The organism is Salipiger aestuarii (assembly GCF_003259905.1).
GTDB lineage: Bacteria > Pseudomonadota > Alphaproteobacteria > Rhodobacterales > Rhodobacteraceae > Salipiger > Salipiger aestuarii.
The window spans coordinates 1-16,493 of record NZ_QLMG01000051.1 but is presented as its reverse complement, the minus strand read 5'-3'; the positions used below and the strand labels follow the sequence as shown (position 1 = coordinate 16,493).

Sequence of the window (16,493 nt, the reverse complement as noted above, 5' to 3'; positions counted from 1 at the left end):
GGCACCGTAGGCGGCCACAACCGCCCACGGCAGCGCCCTTTTCAGTCGTTGATCAACGCCTCGAGCTCGGCGGGATTGCTCCGCGTCAGCTCGACCGTCTCGCCGTTCTCGACACGGGTGACAATCACCGGGAGGAGCATCTGCTGCGGGTAGTCGTAAGTCGCCTCGCCGCCGAAACCGGACGGGCCATAGGACGATTCGAAGCGCACCGAAGGAAGCACGTCCTTTACCTTTGTCGGATCGACGCTGTCGGCCTCTTCGATCGCTGCGCGCAGCGCCATGATCGCATCGTAGGGCGAAATGGTGAGTCCGTTCAGCGGCTCCCCAAGCGCCTCGCGCGCGCCGGCGTTCAGTTCTTTCTGCACCTCGGTCGCCGACTCGCCGCTGAAATCGGCGGACGCACCGAGATAGGCACCTTCTGCAGCTTCTCCGGCAACCGCCATCAAGGCCTCGACAGAAGAGCCGGCCGAAATGACCTTCACGCCTTCCCAGCCCAGCACGTCAAGCTCTTTCAGGATTGATCCGACATCGGTCGGCGGCGCAGCCGAGAAATCAACGAGATCCGGATCGAGCGATGCAATCTTGGTGGCGATCGGCTGGAACTCGGTGGTGCCGCGTTCGTACCAGTCGCTTGCCAGCATCTCGACCCCGAGGTTCTTCCATGTCTCAATCGCCATCGGCTCTAGTTCCTGCCCGGTCGCGTCGTTGGGGCTGATAAGAACCGCGGTCTCAAGGTCCGGGTGCTGTTCCTTGATGAAGGTATAGAACGGTACCAGGATTTCGAACGGCGTGTTCATCTGGGTGAAGGTATAGGGAAACTCCGGTCCCTTCACGCTCTTGCCCCAGGCAACATTGAACACTATCACGCCCTTGCGCTCTGTCAGGGCCTGCATTGCACGGAGCGGTGCGGTACCAACGGTGCCGACGATGAAATCGATGCCATCGCGGTTCAACATCGTCTGGGCGCTGCGTGCACCTTCGGTGGCACTGTACTTGTTGTCGTAGCTCACGATATCGAACATGTAAGTCTTGCCGTTCGCCGTGACACCGCCTTCTTCGTTGACGCGTTCGGCCGCTTGCTCGGCCGCCCATTCCATACCGAGGCCCCAGGTGGCGCCCGCGCCCGAGAAAGGCGCCGAAATGCCGAGTTTCAGTGTTTCCTGCGCTGCGCCTGCCTGTGCAAACAAAAGCATGACAGCTGCCGCGCCTAACGGGCGGGTCCAATTGGCCATGTGCATTTTAGTGTCTCCTCCGTTGGTTATATCGTTGTCTCAGGCTCATACGGGTGGCCTAGAGAATTGCCACTATCCCTCCGGACACCGGCAACAGCACGCCCGTCAGATAGTCGGCATCCGGCCCAACGAGGAATGAGACGGCACCGGCGATGTCTTCGGGCCGACCGAGCCGCTTCAAGAGTGTGCGCGCTGTATAGGCCTCGATCATCTCGCGTGGCGCGTTGTCCATGACTGACGTCCGGATAAGACCGGGCACCACGGCATTGACCCGCACCGCCGGCGCCAGTTCCGCGGCGAGGGAACGGGTCAGTGAGGCGACGGCGGCCTTGGCTGCGGCGTATTCCGGCTGGTCACCGTCGCCGGCATAGGTGACCGACGAGACGTTGACGATGGCGCCGCGGCCGTTCTGCGTCATTTCGGGTGCGACCGCGTTGACCATCCAGAACAGCGGCTTGAGGTTGAGCTCGAACGTCGCGTCGAAACGCTCCTCACTCATCCCGATGATCGGCTCGACCAGGGTGCCGCCGCGGATCCCGCCGACGACGTTCACAAGGATGTCGGGGGCGCCCAGGGCGTCTTTGAAGCCGGCGAACGCCTCCCTTACCTCGTCGCACTGACGCGCATCAGTGCGCACGGCGTGCAGCGCCGTGTCCGGGTGGCGTTCGGCAATCGCCTCACGCACGGCGGCAAGCCGGTTGCCGGAGATGTCCATGAGCGCAAGGTTCGCCCCATCTGCGGCAAGGCGCATTGCAATCGCCTGACCCATCGGTCCGCCCGCGCCAGTGACCAGCGCGACGCGACCGGCGAGTGGTTTTTCAAAAGAACTCATGGCGTTACCTCGGTCAGGCGCCCTTCGGCAAGCCAGTCACGCAGCGTGCGTTTCAGGATTTTCCCGGTGGGACCGTGCGGCATTTCATCGACCGTGAACAAACGGCGCGGCACCTTGTAAGCGGCAAGGTTCTCGCGGCAGAAATCGATCAGCGCGGCGGGGTCAAGCGACCCGTCGGCGCGGGGAATGAGAACGGCGGCAGGGATCTCTCCCTTCACTTTGTCGGGAACGCCGATCACCGCACATACCCCGACGTCCGGGTGGCTGAACAAGAGGTCTTCCACCTCGATTGGATAGATGTTGAAACCACCGGCAATGATCACGTCCTTCTTGCGATCGACAATGAACAGATAGCCGTCTTCGTCGAGGTAGCCGATGTCGCCGCTCAGCCAGCCCGCTTCGGAAAAGCTCGCGGCGGTCGTCTCTTTGTCGCCCCAGTAGCCAGCACCCACTATGTCGCCCGAGATGCGCACCTCACCGGTTTCGCCGACAGGGACGGGCGCACCGTCCTCGTCGACGATGGCAATGCGCGAATTGCCAAGCGGAACGCCGGCCGAGCCGCGCTTGCGCACGCCGACAAGCGGCTGGGCGGTGGCGCCGCCCGAAACCTCGGTCGCCCCGTAAAGCTCAAGAATGGGCACACCGGTCACCTCTTGGAACCGCGTCAGGATCTCCGGCGAAACGGGGGCGCCGGCCGTGATCGCAAGACGCATCGAGGACAGGTCGTGCCGGCTCGGATCGAACTCACGCAGCATGTACAAAAACATCGTCGGCGCGCCGGCCATATAGGTCACCCGGTGTCGGGTGATCGCGTCGAGCACTTTCTGCGTATCCCAGCGCTCCAGCATGACAGCGCGGGCGCCATTGTAGACCGCGCCGTTCACCATGACCGTGGCACCGAAATTGTTGAACACGGGCAACGCACAAAGGAACACCTCGCGGTCCCAGCCGAAACCGGCGTGAACCGCCATGTCCCGCAGCGTCGTGGTGATGCTGCGCTGGGTCTGTACCGCGCCTTTGGGTGCGCCCGTGGTGCCGGAAGTGAAGAAGAGCGCTGCCGGATCGTCGGGGCACAGTGGCAGCGGTGGGCACTCCACGCTCGCCGAGGCAACGGCGGCGTCGAGCGGAACGGCGCCAGCAACGGTGCCGCCGCTGACGAGGATCGTCACCTCATGTGCCGCCGCCTGACAGGCGCGTACCGCCTCGGCTGCCGTTTGCGTATCCACCACCATCACGCGCATCTGCGTCCGCTCCAGAAGCGGACGAACCTCTTGCGCGCGAGTCATGCTAGAGATCGGCGTGGCGATGGCGCCGATCTTCTGGCAGGCGAAGTAGCCCGCGCTCAGAAACGGGCAACTCGGCAGGTAGAGCCCCACGACGTCGCCCCGGCTGATGCCGTACGCCAGGAGCACATTGGCCAGCCGGCCCGAAAGCGCGTCGAATTCTCCGAACGTGGTCTCGCCACTCTCGGTAATCAGAAAAGGCCGATCTCGAAGGAGCGTAGCCGCTGTTTCCAGACAATATGCCAGTGATGTTGCCGTCATTCCCCCCCCCCTTCGAATTTGGGTCGGGCAAGCTTTGGCCCGACACTGTCCCCCCCTCAGAAAACAAGAAAATTCTAGTCGGCAGGTCATTTTGGCACAAGTATTTTCTAATGCTTGTTCGTTTCTTCAGGTCCTGTTGACGCTCGTCTTAGTTGAATTGCGGTTGCCGCGAGCGGGATGAAGGCGGCGAAACTCTGGTCATTGCTGCATGCTATTTCTGTTATGTATCAGTTTTTATTACACTAATTCAAGATTCAGGATGCATTGATTTCTGCGCTTCGTTGTGGTTCACGGCTCCGGGAACAGAGCGGTGACATGAGTGATCCGTACTGGCTGACAGATGCACAGATGGCGAAGCTTGAGCCTTTCTTCCCAAGGTCGCACGGCAAGCCTCGGGTGGATGACAGGCGCGTTCTGTCCGGGATTATCTTCATCAATCGCATTCGCAATGGCGTGCGGTGACGGGACGCGCCCGCGGAATACGGGCCGCACAAGGCCCTCTACACCCGGTAGAAGCGGTGGAGCGAGAAGGGCATCTTCGCCTGGATGCTTCCGGAGCTGGGCGTTCCGGGTGGGAAAGGCCCGACTGGAACCGCCATCTCCTGAGGACGTCACCGAGGAAGGTTTCAGGTTTGGTCTGGAATATGTTCTGATGCAGCGCGCCACGCTGGGCTGCAAGGTGGACGGTGGCCAGCACAAGATGGGCAACAACACTCATGCGGACGCCGAGGTGATCGCGGCCACCCTTGCCGGGCTCCCCGACAGCGTCGGCGGCATCCGCATGGCGACCCGCGTGGCCGAACTGGCTCTCGCCGGGCTGACGCCCGACTGGATGCCGGTATCGTGCCACGCTGTGTGCCGGTGGATACGCGGCAAAATCAGCGTGGCGTTCGGGCCGTGACGGAAGTTGTGAGCCCGAACGGGTGCTGACCCGGGGCAAATGCAGCAAGGTCGAGGTTCTGGCCTGCCCCGTCACTTGGCGGCGGCACCCGGAACAGATCGCCTCCGCCGAGCGCGGCTACAAAGATTGGTGGCAGGCGCTGGATCAGGTGCGAGAAGGGCTGGCAACTGGTGGGATGCTGCGGGAAACCGAACGCACCGCCCGCAAGGTTTACCGCAGCCGTGATGCTGCACGCGCAGACGTATTCGACTACATCGAGCGCTTCTACAATCCGAGGCGACGTCATTCCAAGCGGGGCTACCTAAGCCCCATGGCGTTCGAGGAACGAGCTATGCAAACCTAACCCGGTGTCCACGGAACCGGCAGCAGGCCAGCTTACCCCCCCCTTTGGCACCGCCTACCTGATCCAGGAGTCTGATCTGAGGCACGTGTTTAGCGACGTCGTTAGCGACGTGCCTTATGCAGGGTCTATGATGCGCGGCCAAAATTTGGGGGGTCGAGCCGCGGCGCTGCTGCCGCTACGAGATTACGCGGCAACAGAATTATGCTTAACGACGTTTTCCTCAAGAACTGCGCCCCGTTACCACACGCTCCAGTTGTCCTATAGCTGGGAATGCGATATGGGCGAAGCAGTGGCAGGGCGCAGCCGTCCTATATTCTGTCTGTTGAACTTCCCGCGACATTTTAGAATATTGCACGACGAAGCTTGAACCGAGGAGCGAAATACGGGTTTTGGAAAATAGTGTTTCAGCACGTGCTTTTACGCGACTAGCACTAATCCTTATGACGTCGGTCATTTGTGTTGCGGTCTTCATCGCCGCTTCTGTAACGCACCGTGCGTCCCAGGCGCAGCTGCAATTACATGAGGATATCGTACTTCGTGGCGCCGATGCGATAGGTCTCAGCTTCAACACCGCCCTCAAAAGGGAATGGAGCAGCCTTAACGCCATTGCACGCGGCATCGGAAATGCGTCCCAGAAGGATATCGATGGCTTCATGGATGCCGTCGTCCAAGCCGGCGGACAAGTGGCCTGGGCGGGCTTCGCCAACCTCGACGGCACAATCATTTCCGGATCCAACCGCCTGCGCGAGGGAGAGGACGTCAGCGAAAGACGCTGGTTCCGGGAGGGCCTGCACGGCGCGACCGTCGGCAATGTCCATTCCAGTGATTCGCTGATGTACGGTGGAAATAGCGACCAAGCGTCGATTCTGAACCTGTCCACTCAGGTCCTGAACAACGATACCGGCGAAGTCGTCGGCGTGCTCATCTATAGTCTCCGGATGGATTGGATTCTGTCCTTGCTGGCGCAGGCCAGAGACCAGCTCCACATAGACGTCGTGGTGCAGACTCGCGAAGGTGCCACCATTATTGATACACGGGGTAATGTCGGCCCCTTGCCCGATGCGATCGTTAGGCAGGCCAGTTTGGGTCAAAGCACGGCCGGATCGTTCCGGCTGCTGGACCAGTCCGAGGGGCTTTACGCTTTCACGTCTGATTTTATCAGCGATACCTTGCCTGATTTCGGCTGGGACGTCTTTGCCGTGTTGGATCGCGACAACCTTACGGACGTACTGCCGGGCCTGCTTAGAAGCTTGATCACCTCGGTTGCCATCGCAACGCTCTTTGTGTTGGTAACAACTCTGCTGGCCCTGCGCATTCTTCTGCGCCCGATTGAAAGCTTAACCAAGACCGCCACTCTCGTGGCAAACGGGGAGTACGAATACCCCATTGAAAGCCGCAGTTCGAATGAAGCCATCATGCTGTCGCGTGCGCTGGTCCGGATACAGAGGAAGCTCGCGCACTCTCAGCCCTTGAACTCGAATGGCGGTTCTCTTTCCCAAGAACAAGACACATCGCGCCCGGAAAAACGGCCCTCTGAGGATAGTAACGATCTGGACGAACCAGCGAAGCGCCAAGCCGAAGCCTGTCCGCCCACCAGGCTCGGCGGCAGATCCTGAACGGCAGGCGCAGCAGAGGAACAATATGCAGTCACCAGACCTTATGAGCATTTCGCTAACAAACGCTCCGCCTCTTTCATTCACAGGAAACCCATGACAATGGTGCCCCGCTTCCCGATCCTTGCCACCTGCGGCCTGCTCTTCGGTACGGCTTCCGCCGTGCAAGCGGATGGCTCGTACTTTCAAGTCGACTTGGCGCCGGATACCTCCGACGTGGTCGCTGCGGCTACCCGCGGCAAGCTGAGCTTCGGAGCAAATTATTCGTCCTATGAGAATGGATGGAGCGCGGGCTCCTACCTGGCGCGTGACTTTGCGATTGAAGACTTCGGTACCGTGAAGATCGGTCCGAGCCTCGTAATCAGCGATGCGCGCGATGGTATGGGCCTCGGCGCCAAACTGATCGGGGAACGCTACGAGCCGACAAGCTTCGGATTCGTTTTTCTGTCGGCGCAGTACAACACGATCGATAACGACTGGTTCGCGCTGGCTCAGATCGGCAACGGGCAAGGGCATTCGGTAGACCTGACCGCCGGGGGCAGTGACCTCTACTCCGAGCGATCGCTTGCGATCAACTACCGGCTTGGTGACGGCCCGGTCAGTCTGCGCGGAGGTTATCGGTTCGAGGCCGAGCAGGTCTTCATGGGTCTTTCGGTGAACACATACTGATCATGTTCAGCTTCGGTGAGGACCGAAACGCCGCACCAGATCTTTCACGAGTGAGTTAAGACGAACCTGAGTAACGCCCGGTTCATCCCCTTCGGCGTAGAATTTGACAAAAAGGGCTTCCCGCTGGGCGTCCGTGGGCAGCAATTGCAGGCGCAGGCCGTCGGCGACGTCGGCCATGACGTAGGCCTCGATACTGCTGGGGATGTCTTGAATGATCAGGCTCCCGCGTGTTGTGATCGGAGCTTTCAACCCGCGTATCCGCACTGTGTCCATGGTGAGAGAAGTAATCCAAAGATTGTACTGGCTCTCGTCAATGGCAAAGACGGCCCGTTCAGGCATGTCTGCGACGTGGAGTTCCCGCCGAGGGCGTTCAATGCAGGCGAGGCAGGTCACCGCCAGCGCCACCAGGTTGTAGAGGCTCCAGAACAGAATGACCCATTTGCCGTCGCCGGCCTCGAAAGTCGCAAATTGATCAAAGATGATACCCAGGAAAAGCCCCGCGAGTGTAAGCACGAAGCCGATGAGGAATGGCATCATCATACGCCATTGCACTACAATTTTTGAACGATCCCCGCCCTTGGCTGTAACCGTGAAAGGATGCCCATGCGGTTTGAAAAGCGCTGTAAAGGCCGCCCGGCTGATCGGGATCGCACCCAAAAGCTGGCTGACGTCATTGAGGATTGGCACGACCATGCCACGGCTAAGAAGATTCAGAGTCAGCAGGATCCAGAAGTAATATGCGCCGAAGTAGCTGATGACATCCGGCAGACGGGCGTCCACGACGATGATGTTGAAGTACCAGTAGAGCAGCGGAAAGATGATGGCGGCGATACGAAAAGGAAAGGTGGTTGTCCAGTAGAGGATCGAATCCAGCACGCTCCAGCGGTCGCGCAGGCGCAGGTTGCTGGGCGCCAATGGACCCAGAGAAGATCGGCCGATCTGCATGAGCCCGAGACACCAGCGCGCACGTTGCGTGACGTATTCCTTGAGCCCCTCCGGGGCGAGCCCCTCGGTCAGCGGTTCCGCCAGATAGACTGTTTTCCAGCCGCGATTCTGCAGCGCGAGGGTCAGCATGAAATCTTCGGTCACGGATTCGGTATTCAATCCGCCTATATCCCGAAGGGCCTCCCAGCGGCAGATGGAAGAGGTACCACAGCAAAAGGCGATCCCCCAAGCGTCGCGTGACGGCTGCATATGGTCGAAGAAAAAGCGCTGTTCGTCCGGATAGGAGCGGCCAAGATTGAAGTTGTGCTGGATCGGATCGGCATTGAAAAAGTGCTGCGGCGTCTGCACCAGCCCGACGCCTGGATCGTGGAACAGCGCTATGGTGCGCGACAGGAAACCGCGGTGTGGCACGAAGTCGGCGTCGAGCACCGCGACATAATCCGGCACCACCGGATCTTCTGCCAATCGGTCCAGCGCATGATTGATGTTGCCGGCCTTCTGCCCTTCATTGGTTGGTCGCCGGAAATAGCGTACACCCACTTCTGCACAGTAGTCGCGCAACCAGTCGCGACGCTTGTCATCGCAGACGATTATCTCCTTGTTCTGATGGCGCAGAAATTTCGCGCCGACGATCGTGCGTTCGAGGACATCCTTCTCTTCGTTGTAGGTGGCAATCAGGATTGCGACGCGCGGTTCCTGCGTGCCCCACCACCGGGCGTGTTTGTCGGCCTCGTCGCTGCGGAGTTTGACACGTGACAGGATCAGGAAGGCGCTGAGCGATCCGACGATGGAAAGTGCCTCGAGTGTGAAGAGCAACCAGCTTGCGATGGCGTCGAAGCTGAAGCCCAGGGGCGCGAGCGTCTCGGTGGCGCGCCACCAAGTATAGCGCAGCGCCAATATGGCGGCCACTCCGAGCAGAAGCGATCGGTGCAACGTCCGCTTGGTGTCGATCAGATTGGGAAGTAGCCCCGCCATACCGATCACCAGCAGAAGATGCATCGTTGCAGAGCCCAACTCATCAAGATGCGGGAACGGCAGCATCAGTCCAGCAATGCCCGGAACCAGTTCAGCGGACGCCCGTCGAAAAAGGCCCGGCCGGTCCGACCGACAGAGCAGCCCCGCTCGACGTCGGCGGTCAAACCGGGCACCAGCAACGCAACGTCATAGCGTTCAAGGTGCTTTTGCGAGGGCGCGACAGCAAGGTTGTTATAAATCGTCGCCGCCCCAGCGCCCGCGAGCCGAGCGACTGTGCCGTTGAAGACTTTTTCCCGTCCGGTCAGGCGGAAGGTCGCTGGCTCACCAATTCGCAAGCTATTGAAGACACGTTCGGTGACCGACAGCGTGACGAGGGTGGCATCGCAATTTACCAGCCGCAGGATCGGATCGCCGCGCTGAATGTTCACACCATCAGCCTGGAGGATTTCCCAGTAGATGCCGTTGACCGGAGAAGTGATCACTCCGCCTCTCAGCGCATTGACGCGGAGGCTTTCGCGCTGGCCTCGCGTGGCAATCGCGTCGTACCTGCTGCGGGCTTCCACCAAACTGTTCTCCAGCCCGGAGATCACCGTTTCGAGCTCCGTGGCACGCTGTTCCGCGTTGGGGGAATCATTGTAACCGTCGCCGAGGAAGACACCCGATTCTGCCGCCTTCAGCGCGATCTCGAGGACTTCGACCCGTTCCCGGGCATGATCGAGAATTAAGGGGGCAAGGCGCGGTTCTTGCGGAAGTCGGTCATATAAATCCCCCACCAGATCAATGACCTTCTGATCAGTCTCCTCGGGAAGCTCCCCTCCTTCGAGGATAGCCAGTCTCAGTCGCGCATGGCTCAGTCGCGCGCGCAGTTCCTCGAGGCGCGCATCACGGAAGGTCGCGGCGCGAGCGTTCAGGCTGTCGCGCATGTCTCGCGTGCTCTTGAGATCAGCCTCAAGTCGCGCAACTTCGGCTTCGGCAAATCCCTGTTCCATGCCCAAATCGTTCAAACGCACCGTATCCACCAATGGATCATCGACCGATGCGATGGTTTCGCCCTGCTGGACGCGAGCGCCGAAAGGGCGATCAAGAAGAGAGAGATCTCCAGCGGTGTCCGCGCGAATGGTCACCACCGGGGCGTTAACCACGGCATTTGCGCTTGCACCGGTCATTTGCTCGGCAATGATTACCCAAAGTGCGAGCGCGATAAGAGCGATGCTGAGGATCAGGCGAAGCGGTTTCATGCAGGGCCTCCGATGGTAAACCGTGACCGCCGACTGGCGTTATTGGCTGGTTTATGCAGCATCAGCGGCCCCCATCCAACCTCCGATTGTGTAGAGTCGGAGCCTTAACGGGAGAGTGGCGTTTCATACCTTCCTTCCAAGCAATTTGCGCCAGGAGGCCGAGGGTCGCGGGATAGTAGCCCTGCCCAGCTGATCCAGCGGGACCAGGCGCGCGCGCCGCCGCGAGATCTGACACAGCGCGAAAGCCGGGTGCATTGCTTTGTTGACGCATCCGACCTTCGGGGCCGGTGACCGTGGCCACGTGACCAGGCGTGGATGTGGCAGCGAACCTGGCACCCGCACGCGCGAGCGCGGGATGAGCGGTGCGCCCTGACCAGGCGAGGTAGAGCGGAATGCGCAAGGCATCCCACCCAAAACGATCTTCGAACCCGTCTGCCGGTGCGAGGCCGCCGGGCGTAACCTCGATCCAATCGCGCATCGCGCCCGGATCAGCCAGAAGTCGCTCGCCATGCGCAGCGGTGCGTATCAATGCCGGTTGGTCCGAGGCATCGCCCAATTCAATCAGCGCGCGTAAGATGTAATAAGACGGGTTAACTGTGACAGCAGCATCTGTTGCCATTGCTTGATCGGAGGGTTTCAAAAGCGGTTCGTCGCGTATGCGTGGGTCAGGTGCCAGGCAAATCTGCACAATATCTCTGGCAATCCGTTGCGCTTGGCGGGCATGTCCCGACCAGCCCGAATCCCGATCCGCCCTCAGCAATGCCCAGGCCCGGAGCAAATCACCATCGGTGGCATTTCGCCAGTCACGCACCGCACCGTCACGCCATTTCCAGGCCATCAAAGCGTCCTGTCTGGTGGCGAGCGTAGCGCGTGTCCATGTCTCGATCCGCTCGAAAGTTTCATGGTCGCCATAGGCCTGCGCCAAAAGCAGGCCATAAGCCTGTCCCTCGGAATGGCTGATGCCGGCCTGACCGTCGTCAATCACGCGCCCTTCGTTGTCTACAAAGGCGGCTTTCCAGTTTTCCCATGCCTGTGGGCCGCCCCCCTGCGCCCAGCTTCTCCCAGCAACAAGGCCGGTAAGGGCGAGTAGCAGGCCGCGTCGATCGAAAGTGGGAGTGGACATTCGTGTTTCCTATCATGAGGCTTCAGGCAGGAGAATAATCTTTACAGACTCCATCTCACGAATGTGCGATGGTATCGACGACGTCTCGTCGGCCGCAATCGGCCGTTCACTGCTTGCCCAGGTGTTTGATCCCACGGTTTGATGGTGCGATCCTTTCTCATGAATGGAAGGAAGCATTATGGGACAAGTGAACCGCGCCGGGTTTGCCGGAGGCTAATTACGTTTAGTTACGCGACCATGCCTTCAGTTTCCAGAGCTGCGTAGAAGTTGGTCTCTGCCTCGGCTGGCGGGATGGTCCCGATGGTCCCGATGGGCTCGAGGAGACGGCGGTTGTTGAACCAGTCCACCCATTCCAGGGTCGCGTATTCGACGGTCTCGAAGCTGCGCCACGGACCGCGGCGGTGGATGACCTCGGCTTTGAACAGCCCGTTGATTGTCTCGGCCAAGGCGTTGTCGTAGCTGTCACCGACGCTGGCGGGGCCGCGTCGATGGCGGCAGGCACGGTTCTCAGCCGGAAATGGCAGCCGCCCGTCTCGGCCCTCAGCTTCACCGCCTGGCAGTTGACCGCCGGAGGTCTGATCCTGCTGCCGCTCGCCCTGATCGTCGAGCCGTCGCTGCCGCCGCTCACGGTCACGAACCTTGCCGGGCTGGCCTGGCTTGGCCTCATCGGCGCCGCATTGACCTACGCAATCTGGTTCCGGGGCGTCGCGCGGCTGGAGCCCGGCGCGGTCTCCATGCTTGGCATGATGAGCCCGGTGACGGCGGTGATCCTTGGCTGGGTGGCGCTGGGGCAGTCGCTGTCCCTGCTGCAGGGGCTTGGGGTACTGATCGTCCTCGGCTCGGTCTGGGCGGGGCAACGGGCGAACCGCCCGACTATGCCAGCGCCGGCAAGCCGGAGGCGAGCCCCGATCCAGCTGACGGAACGATCATGAACCGTACCGGTGCATTTCTGGCAATACTCAGCGCGCAACCGCTCAAGTACCTTATGACCAATCGCAGCGAAAGGAGGCCCCGATGACCGTTCACACGCCAACGCCCCACCTTGCCCGCCAAATCCGCCTTGCCGGCCTGTTGTACCTCGTTATCATCATCGCTGGCCTGGGCGCCGAGCTGGGCCTGCGCGCGCCGTTGATAGACCTGGGCGATGCCGCCGACACCGCGGTGGCGATCCTCGCCGCCCCAGGCCAGTTCCGGCTGGCCATCGCCGCCGACCTCGTGATGGCGCTTTGCGATGCCGGGCTTGCCATATTACTCTATCTGATCTTTCGGGCCGCGGCGCCGGGGCTTGCCCTGTCCGCGATGGTGTTCCGGCTGATCCAGACAGTTCTGATCGCTGCGAACCTCATGGTCCTGCAAGCAGCGTGGCTTCTGATTTCTGGCGCCAACCAGCTTGTCGATGCCAACGCCCTCGCGCTGGTGTTCCTCGATCTGCACGGCCACGGCTATGATCTCGGCCTCGTTTTCTTCGGCGTGAACAGCCTGATCATGGGTCTGCTTGTCTGGCGGTCTGGCTTTTTGCGAAGGTCTTCGGGGCCGGCCTGGCGATGGCCGGGTGCGTCTACCTGATCGGAAGCGGTCTGCGCCTCATGGCACCGGAATGATCGCCTGTCTTCGCACCCGCTTATGCGCTCACGATCCTTGCCGAGACGGCGTTCTGCCTGCGGCTGCTCTTTCAGCGAAGTGTCCGCACATATTCCGCAGAAACGAGGAGCCTGTCATGACCGCCCGCGTGCGCCCCCGCGCTTCGAAAGACCGTCCTTCGTGGACCGTACTCTTCCGTGATGACCTCGCATTCTACGATGCCACGCTGCCCCCGGCTGATCTAGAGGGCAGCTTGGCGCGACTGCCTGATCCGCAACGCCCCGACCGCTTCGGCCTGGTATCCGTAGTCGACGACAATGTCGCTGGCATCTCTACGACCGCGTGGGCACCCTCACGGAATTCATCAAATACGTGTGCGCATGACGGTTCGCCGCGCACCCGCCTGGACCGCGGCGGAAGATCGCGACATAGTCTGGGCGACCTGCGACTCTGGGTGCGTGGACCTCTGCTGTGTCGCCACCGTGTTCCTGCACGAGAATTGATTGTACAGGGAGAGAACCCCGCCCGAGTCGCCGCCGTATTCTCGGTGGCGGGGCTTTGACGCTCGATAGAGAGACGTTCCATGTCTGAACGAGGGTTCACCATACGTGCCCTTGGGGAAATCGCCATCCGGTGCATCGATCTCGACGCAATGGTAGCATTCTATCGCGATGTCATCGGGCTTGAACCACTCAACGATCCGAACAACGGCCGTATCGTATTCCTTCGCATCGCCGAGGGATTTGGCGGCCATACAACGGTGCTGGCTCTGTTTCGTCACGACATCGAAGGCGCAGGCCGGACGCGGGCGGGTGAGTTGCCCCCTGCGGCGGGTCCAGGCTCATCGCTTCATCACCTTGCGCTCAGCCTGCCTTGGGATGAGCAGGAGGCTGTCATCGGATGGTATGAGAAACTCGGCCTGGAATACCACGTAGAAACATTCGATTGGGTGGGTTGGCGCGGCGTTTTCACCTTCGACCCCGACGGCAACACCGTCGAACTCGTTGCCAAAAACCCAGGCTGGGTCGCCCCTTCAAGCGCGGCATCTCAATCGGCGAGCCGTTGAGCCGCAATAAGATACCAAGCAAGAAGTGCGGTGGCATGATCTGTCAAAGCCTTGGCGGCCGAGGCCAATACTTTGGGATCAGGCCCGGCTAAGGACCAATCCTGAAATCTTTTCACCCGCAATGAGGGAGCCATAACAATGCTGCCTGAATCTCCGACGCTGCACATGCTGTGCGGTAAGATCGCATCCGGGAAGTCCACCATGGCCGCCCATCTTGGGGCCACGCCCGGAACGGTTCTCATCGCCGAGGACGCCTGGCTCGACGCGCTCTTCGCAGATGAGCTGCATTCGCTGAAAGATTATGTGCAGTGCTCATCGAAGCTCCGACGTGTCATAGGGCCTCACGTGGTCGCCTTGCTGGACGCGGGGATGTCGGTCGTCCTCGACTTCCCGGCAAACACCGTCGCGCAACGCGCCTGGATGAAGGAGATGCTCGCCGCCACCGAAGCCGCGCATCAGCTTCATGTGTTCGACGTGTCAGACGAGGTCTGCTTGGCCCGGCTGCGCGCACGCAACGCGGAGGGAGACCACCCCTTCGCGGTGACCGAGGCCCAGTTTCACCAGTTTTCCAGTCACTTCGCAGTGCCGACGCCTGAGGAAGGTTTCGATCTCATGGTGCATACCGATGCCTACGATCAGATGCCCGAGATCTGAGGATCATGATAGAGTTCGTGCAGAACCGGCACCTCCAAAGGCAAATGATTGCGCTCACCCGCCGTTGCCACAAGGCTATCATCGCACGCGGTGGCACGGCGATCATCCCGATCCGCAAGAATGGCCGACCGTGGAAGGATGATTGCCCAGCCGCTCGGGACCGCAATGAAACCTTGCGCGCCACACGTCACTACGGCCGGGCGTTCTGGAAGCGGTGGACGGGATACCACGCCCGCAGCCGCGCTGAGGCCAAGATGCGCTGCCTCAAGGCCTTCGGCGAGCGGATCACCGCGAGAGACCCAGACCGCCAAACCGCCGAAATCCACATCCGCGTCGCACTCATCAACCGCTTCAATGCCCTCGGCACCGCCGAGATCGTCCGCGTGACCTGAACCAGAAGGGGAAAGGGGAAGTCACGCCTCAAGCCGCCTTTCTGCAACAATGCCAAGCGCAAGGGGCAGTGTTGCTGGGGCAACCGCGCAACGCCGGCAGCACCTTGCGGGCCTTGTTGCAAGCGGCTTTGCAGAGACCTTGGCAATCTTACGACCACGTGTCCGAAGCATCGGGCAGCCTTGTCAGAAACAAGCCCTTGGTCATCCTGGGATCAAAGGAATATGCTACGGAAATCATGCCTGCTCTGGGAAAAGACAACCGCCCGTCGATCATCTATCTGTCGGATGACAGCCTGGGGGCCGCCAATGTGCAGCATGAGGCGCGTCGGCTGGCAACGCCGGTATTCGTCGCCGCGCTGAAGCGTTCCGAGGGCCAGACCGGTCTACCGGATCACACGACAGATGAGCTCGAACGCAACGCCGCCCGTATCCCAGGACGCCCGCCCGGACCTTATTTTCTAACATCCTGGTTCGCGATCCATTTCGCGCTCAAGGGGCTGGGGCAAGGCACCCGAACCTCTGCGGAATTGCTTACTTCCCTGCAATCGCAGCCATGGAAAACCGTTTATGGCCCCATCCGTTTTGATAATTTCGGACGGGCAGAAGGATTTACCTGGGAACTGAGGAGCATGTCATGAGCCACAAAACCGACGCAGTGCTGTTGCAGCCAAGCCAGATGAAAGAACGCATTCCCGGACCCGGTGGAGAGCGCTTCCACATCGGTTTGTTGCGCGGAGAATTGCAGGTCGAACTCTACGTGCCGGAGAACGAGGACCTTCAGAAACCGCACAGTCGGGATGAATGCTATGTCGTGATCCAAGGATCCGGGCGGTTTGTGATGGGTGATCAGATCGTCCCCTTCGAGGCGGGTGATTTTCTGTTCGTTCCTGCCGGCATGGAACATCGGTTCATTGATTTCGGTGATCGACTGGAGGCGTGGGTGATTTTCTATGGTCCGGAAGGTGGCGGATAATCCGGCCTCAACGCCCAATGCCTAATCTCATCGCGTTGTTCACCAAAGAGCGACGGACAACGCGCTTAGAGTCCGTCCGAGATCATATCCTTTCTTGGCAAAGCCTTCGCAGCATTGATCGAATGGACGCCCATCGCAGGAACGCCAATGCGTTCTGGTTCAGGCACTCCCAGTCCTTGGCCAGGCGGCGGCAGCGATTGAGCCATCCGATGGTCCGCTCGACCACCCATCGCCTGGGCAGGACGACGAATTTGCCGGCATCCGTCCGCTTGACGATCTCGACATTGATCTTGCGGCAAACCTTCTTCAATTCCTCCTGAAACTTCGGCCCCTGATAGCCGCTGTCGGCATAGAGTTTCAGCAAGGAAGGGTACCGGCCGAAGAGCGCGCCCATCAACAGGACGCCGCCGTC

15 protein-coding genes and 5 pseudogenes are annotated in these 16,493 nt (G+C 60.6%); 12 read left to right on the top strand and 8 right to left on the bottom strand.

Going from position 1 to position 16,493, the window contains the following annotated elements; translation table 11 throughout:
* Positions 1 to 41 precede the first annotated feature (41 nt).
* Genes ATI53_RS19165 through ATI53_RS19155 form a run of 3 tightly spaced genes read right to left on the bottom strand, consistent with a single transcriptional unit; the run spans position 42 to position 3,608 of the window.
* Positions 42 to 1,232, bottom strand: a complete 1,191-nt coding sequence (locus ATI53_RS19165) for an ABC transporter substrate-binding protein (RefSeq protein ID WP_051989546.1) — start codon at positions 1,230 to 1,232, stop codon at positions 42 to 44.
* Between the two features lie 58 nt (positions 1,233 to 1,290).
* Positions 1,291 to 2,064, bottom strand: a complete 774-nt coding sequence (locus ATI53_RS19160) for an SDR family NAD(P)-dependent oxidoreductase (protein WP_009507230.1) — start codon at positions 2,062 to 2,064, stop codon at positions 1,291 to 1,293.
* Positions 2,061 to 3,608, bottom strand: a complete 1,548-nt coding sequence (locus ATI53_RS19155; RefSeq protein ID WP_170134624.1) for a class I adenylate-forming enzyme family protein — start codon at positions 3,606 to 3,608, stop codon at positions 2,061 to 2,063. The genes ATI53_RS19160 and ATI53_RS19155 overlap by 4 nt, the downstream gene beginning before the upstream one ends.
* A 315-nt stretch (positions 3,609 to 3,923) precedes the next feature.
* On the opposite strand from ATI53_RS19155, the pseudogene ATI53_RS19150 reads away from it, so the two are divergent.
* The 5 genes and pseudogenes from ATI53_RS19150 to ATI53_RS19130 form a co-directional block, all read left to right on the top strand.
* Positions 3,924 to 4,118: pseudogene (locus ATI53_RS19150) on the top strand (transposase); the annotation flags it as partial.
* A gap of 61 nt (positions 4,119 to 4,179) precedes the next feature.
* Positions 4,180 to 4,708, top strand: a pseudogene (locus ATI53_RS23690) (hypothetical protein); the annotation flags it as partial.
* Positions 4,694 to 4,852: pseudogene (locus ATI53_RS19140) on the top strand (IS3 family transposase); the annotation flags it as partial. The pseudogenes ATI53_RS23690 and ATI53_RS19140, both read left to right, overlap by 15 nt.
* Positions 4,853 to 5,292: 440 nt before the next feature.
* The gene (locus ATI53_RS19135) at positions 5,293 to 6,468 is read left to right on the top strand and encodes a cache domain-containing protein (protein WP_111551119.1); all 1,176 of its coding nucleotides are present in this window, start codon (positions 5,293 to 5,295) and stop codon (positions 6,466 to 6,468) included.
* Positions 6,469 to 6,561: 93 nt separating this feature from the next.
* Positions 6,562 to 7,134 carry a hypothetical protein gene (locus ATI53_RS19130; RefSeq protein WP_223866066.1) on the top strand — a complete coding sequence of 191 codons (573 nt, stop codon included), beginning with the start codon at positions 6,562 to 6,564 and terminating at the stop codon, positions 7,132 to 7,134.
* Between the two features lie 6 nt (positions 7,135 to 7,140).
* On the opposite strand, the gene ATI53_RS19125 is transcribed toward ATI53_RS19130, so the two are convergent.
* The 4 genes and pseudogenes from ATI53_RS19125 to ATI53_RS19110 form a co-directional block, all read right to left on the bottom strand.
* Entirely contained in the window at positions 7,141 to 9,120 is a 1,980-nt protein-coding gene (locus ATI53_RS19125; protein ID WP_009507223.1) for a glycosyltransferase, read from the bottom strand.
* Positions 9,120 to 10,292, bottom strand: a complete 1,173-nt coding sequence (locus ATI53_RS19120; protein ID WP_111551118.1) for an HlyD family secretion protein — start codon at positions 10,290 to 10,292, stop codon at positions 9,120 to 9,122. The genes ATI53_RS19125 and ATI53_RS19120 overlap by 1 nt, the downstream gene beginning before the upstream one ends.
* A gap of 61 nt (positions 10,293 to 10,353) precedes the next feature.
* Positions 10,354 to 11,415 carry a family 8 glycosyl hydrolase gene (locus ATI53_RS19115; RefSeq protein WP_111551117.1) on the bottom strand — a complete coding sequence of 354 codons (1,062 nt, stop codon included), beginning with the start codon at positions 11,413 to 11,415 and terminating at the stop codon, positions 10,354 to 10,356.
* Between the two features lie 227 nt (positions 11,416 to 11,642).
* Positions 11,643 to 11,888, bottom strand: a pseudogene (locus ATI53_RS19110) (integrase core domain-containing protein); the annotation flags it as partial.
* 15 nt (positions 11,889 to 11,903) lie between these two features.
* Between ATI53_RS19110 and ATI53_RS19105 the strand changes: the two are divergent.
* The 7 genes and pseudogenes from ATI53_RS19105 (at position 11,904) to ATI53_RS19075 (ending at position 16,081) form a co-directional block, all read left to right on the top strand.
* On the top strand, positions 11,904 to 12,347 hold the full coding sequence (locus ATI53_RS19105) for a DMT family transporter (protein ID WP_111551128.1): 444 nt from the start codon (positions 11,904 to 11,906) through the stop codon (positions 12,345 to 12,347).
* A gap of 82 nt (positions 12,348 to 12,429) precedes the next feature.
* Positions 12,430 to 12,981, top strand: a complete 552-nt coding sequence (locus ATI53_RS19100; protein ID WP_240778668.1) for a DUF4386 domain-containing protein — start codon at positions 12,430 to 12,432, stop codon at positions 12,979 to 12,981.
* A 598-nt stretch (positions 12,982 to 13,579) separates the two neighbouring features.
* Positions 13,580 to 14,062, top strand: coding sequence for a VOC family protein (locus ATI53_RS19095; protein WP_009507217.1), 483 nt, complete (start codon positions 13,580 to 13,582; stop codon positions 14,060 to 14,062).
* A 138-nt stretch (positions 14,063 to 14,200) separates the two neighbouring features.
* A complete protein-coding gene (locus ATI53_RS19090; RefSeq protein ID WP_009507216.1) occupies positions 14,201 to 14,716 on the top strand; it encodes a P-loop nucleotide/nucleoside kinase family protein in 516 nt (171 codons plus the stop codon).
* Positions 14,717 to 14,772: 56 nt separating this feature from the next.
* Positions 14,773 to 15,108 (top strand): annotated as a pseudogene (locus ATI53_RS19085) (transposase); the annotation flags it as partial.
* A gap of 71 nt (positions 15,109 to 15,179) precedes the next feature.
* Entirely contained in the window at positions 15,180 to 15,746 is a 567-nt protein-coding gene (locus ATI53_RS19080; RefSeq protein WP_146609963.1) for a type 1 periplasmic-binding domain-containing protein, read from the top strand.
* Positions 15,743 to 16,081 (top strand): cupin domain-containing protein, encoded by a 339-nt coding sequence (locus ATI53_RS19075; RefSeq protein ID WP_111551115.1) that lies wholly within the window; start codon positions 15,743 to 15,745, stop codon positions 16,079 to 16,081. The genes ATI53_RS19080 and ATI53_RS19075 overlap by 4 nt, the downstream gene beginning before the upstream one ends.
* An 82-nt stretch (positions 16,082 to 16,163) precedes the next feature.
* Here the strand turns inward: ATI53_RS19075 and ATI53_RS19070 are convergent.
* A partial coding sequence (locus ATI53_RS19070; RefSeq protein WP_146609962.1) for a transposase occupies positions 16,164 to 16,493 on the bottom strand: 330 nt, incomplete at its 5' end.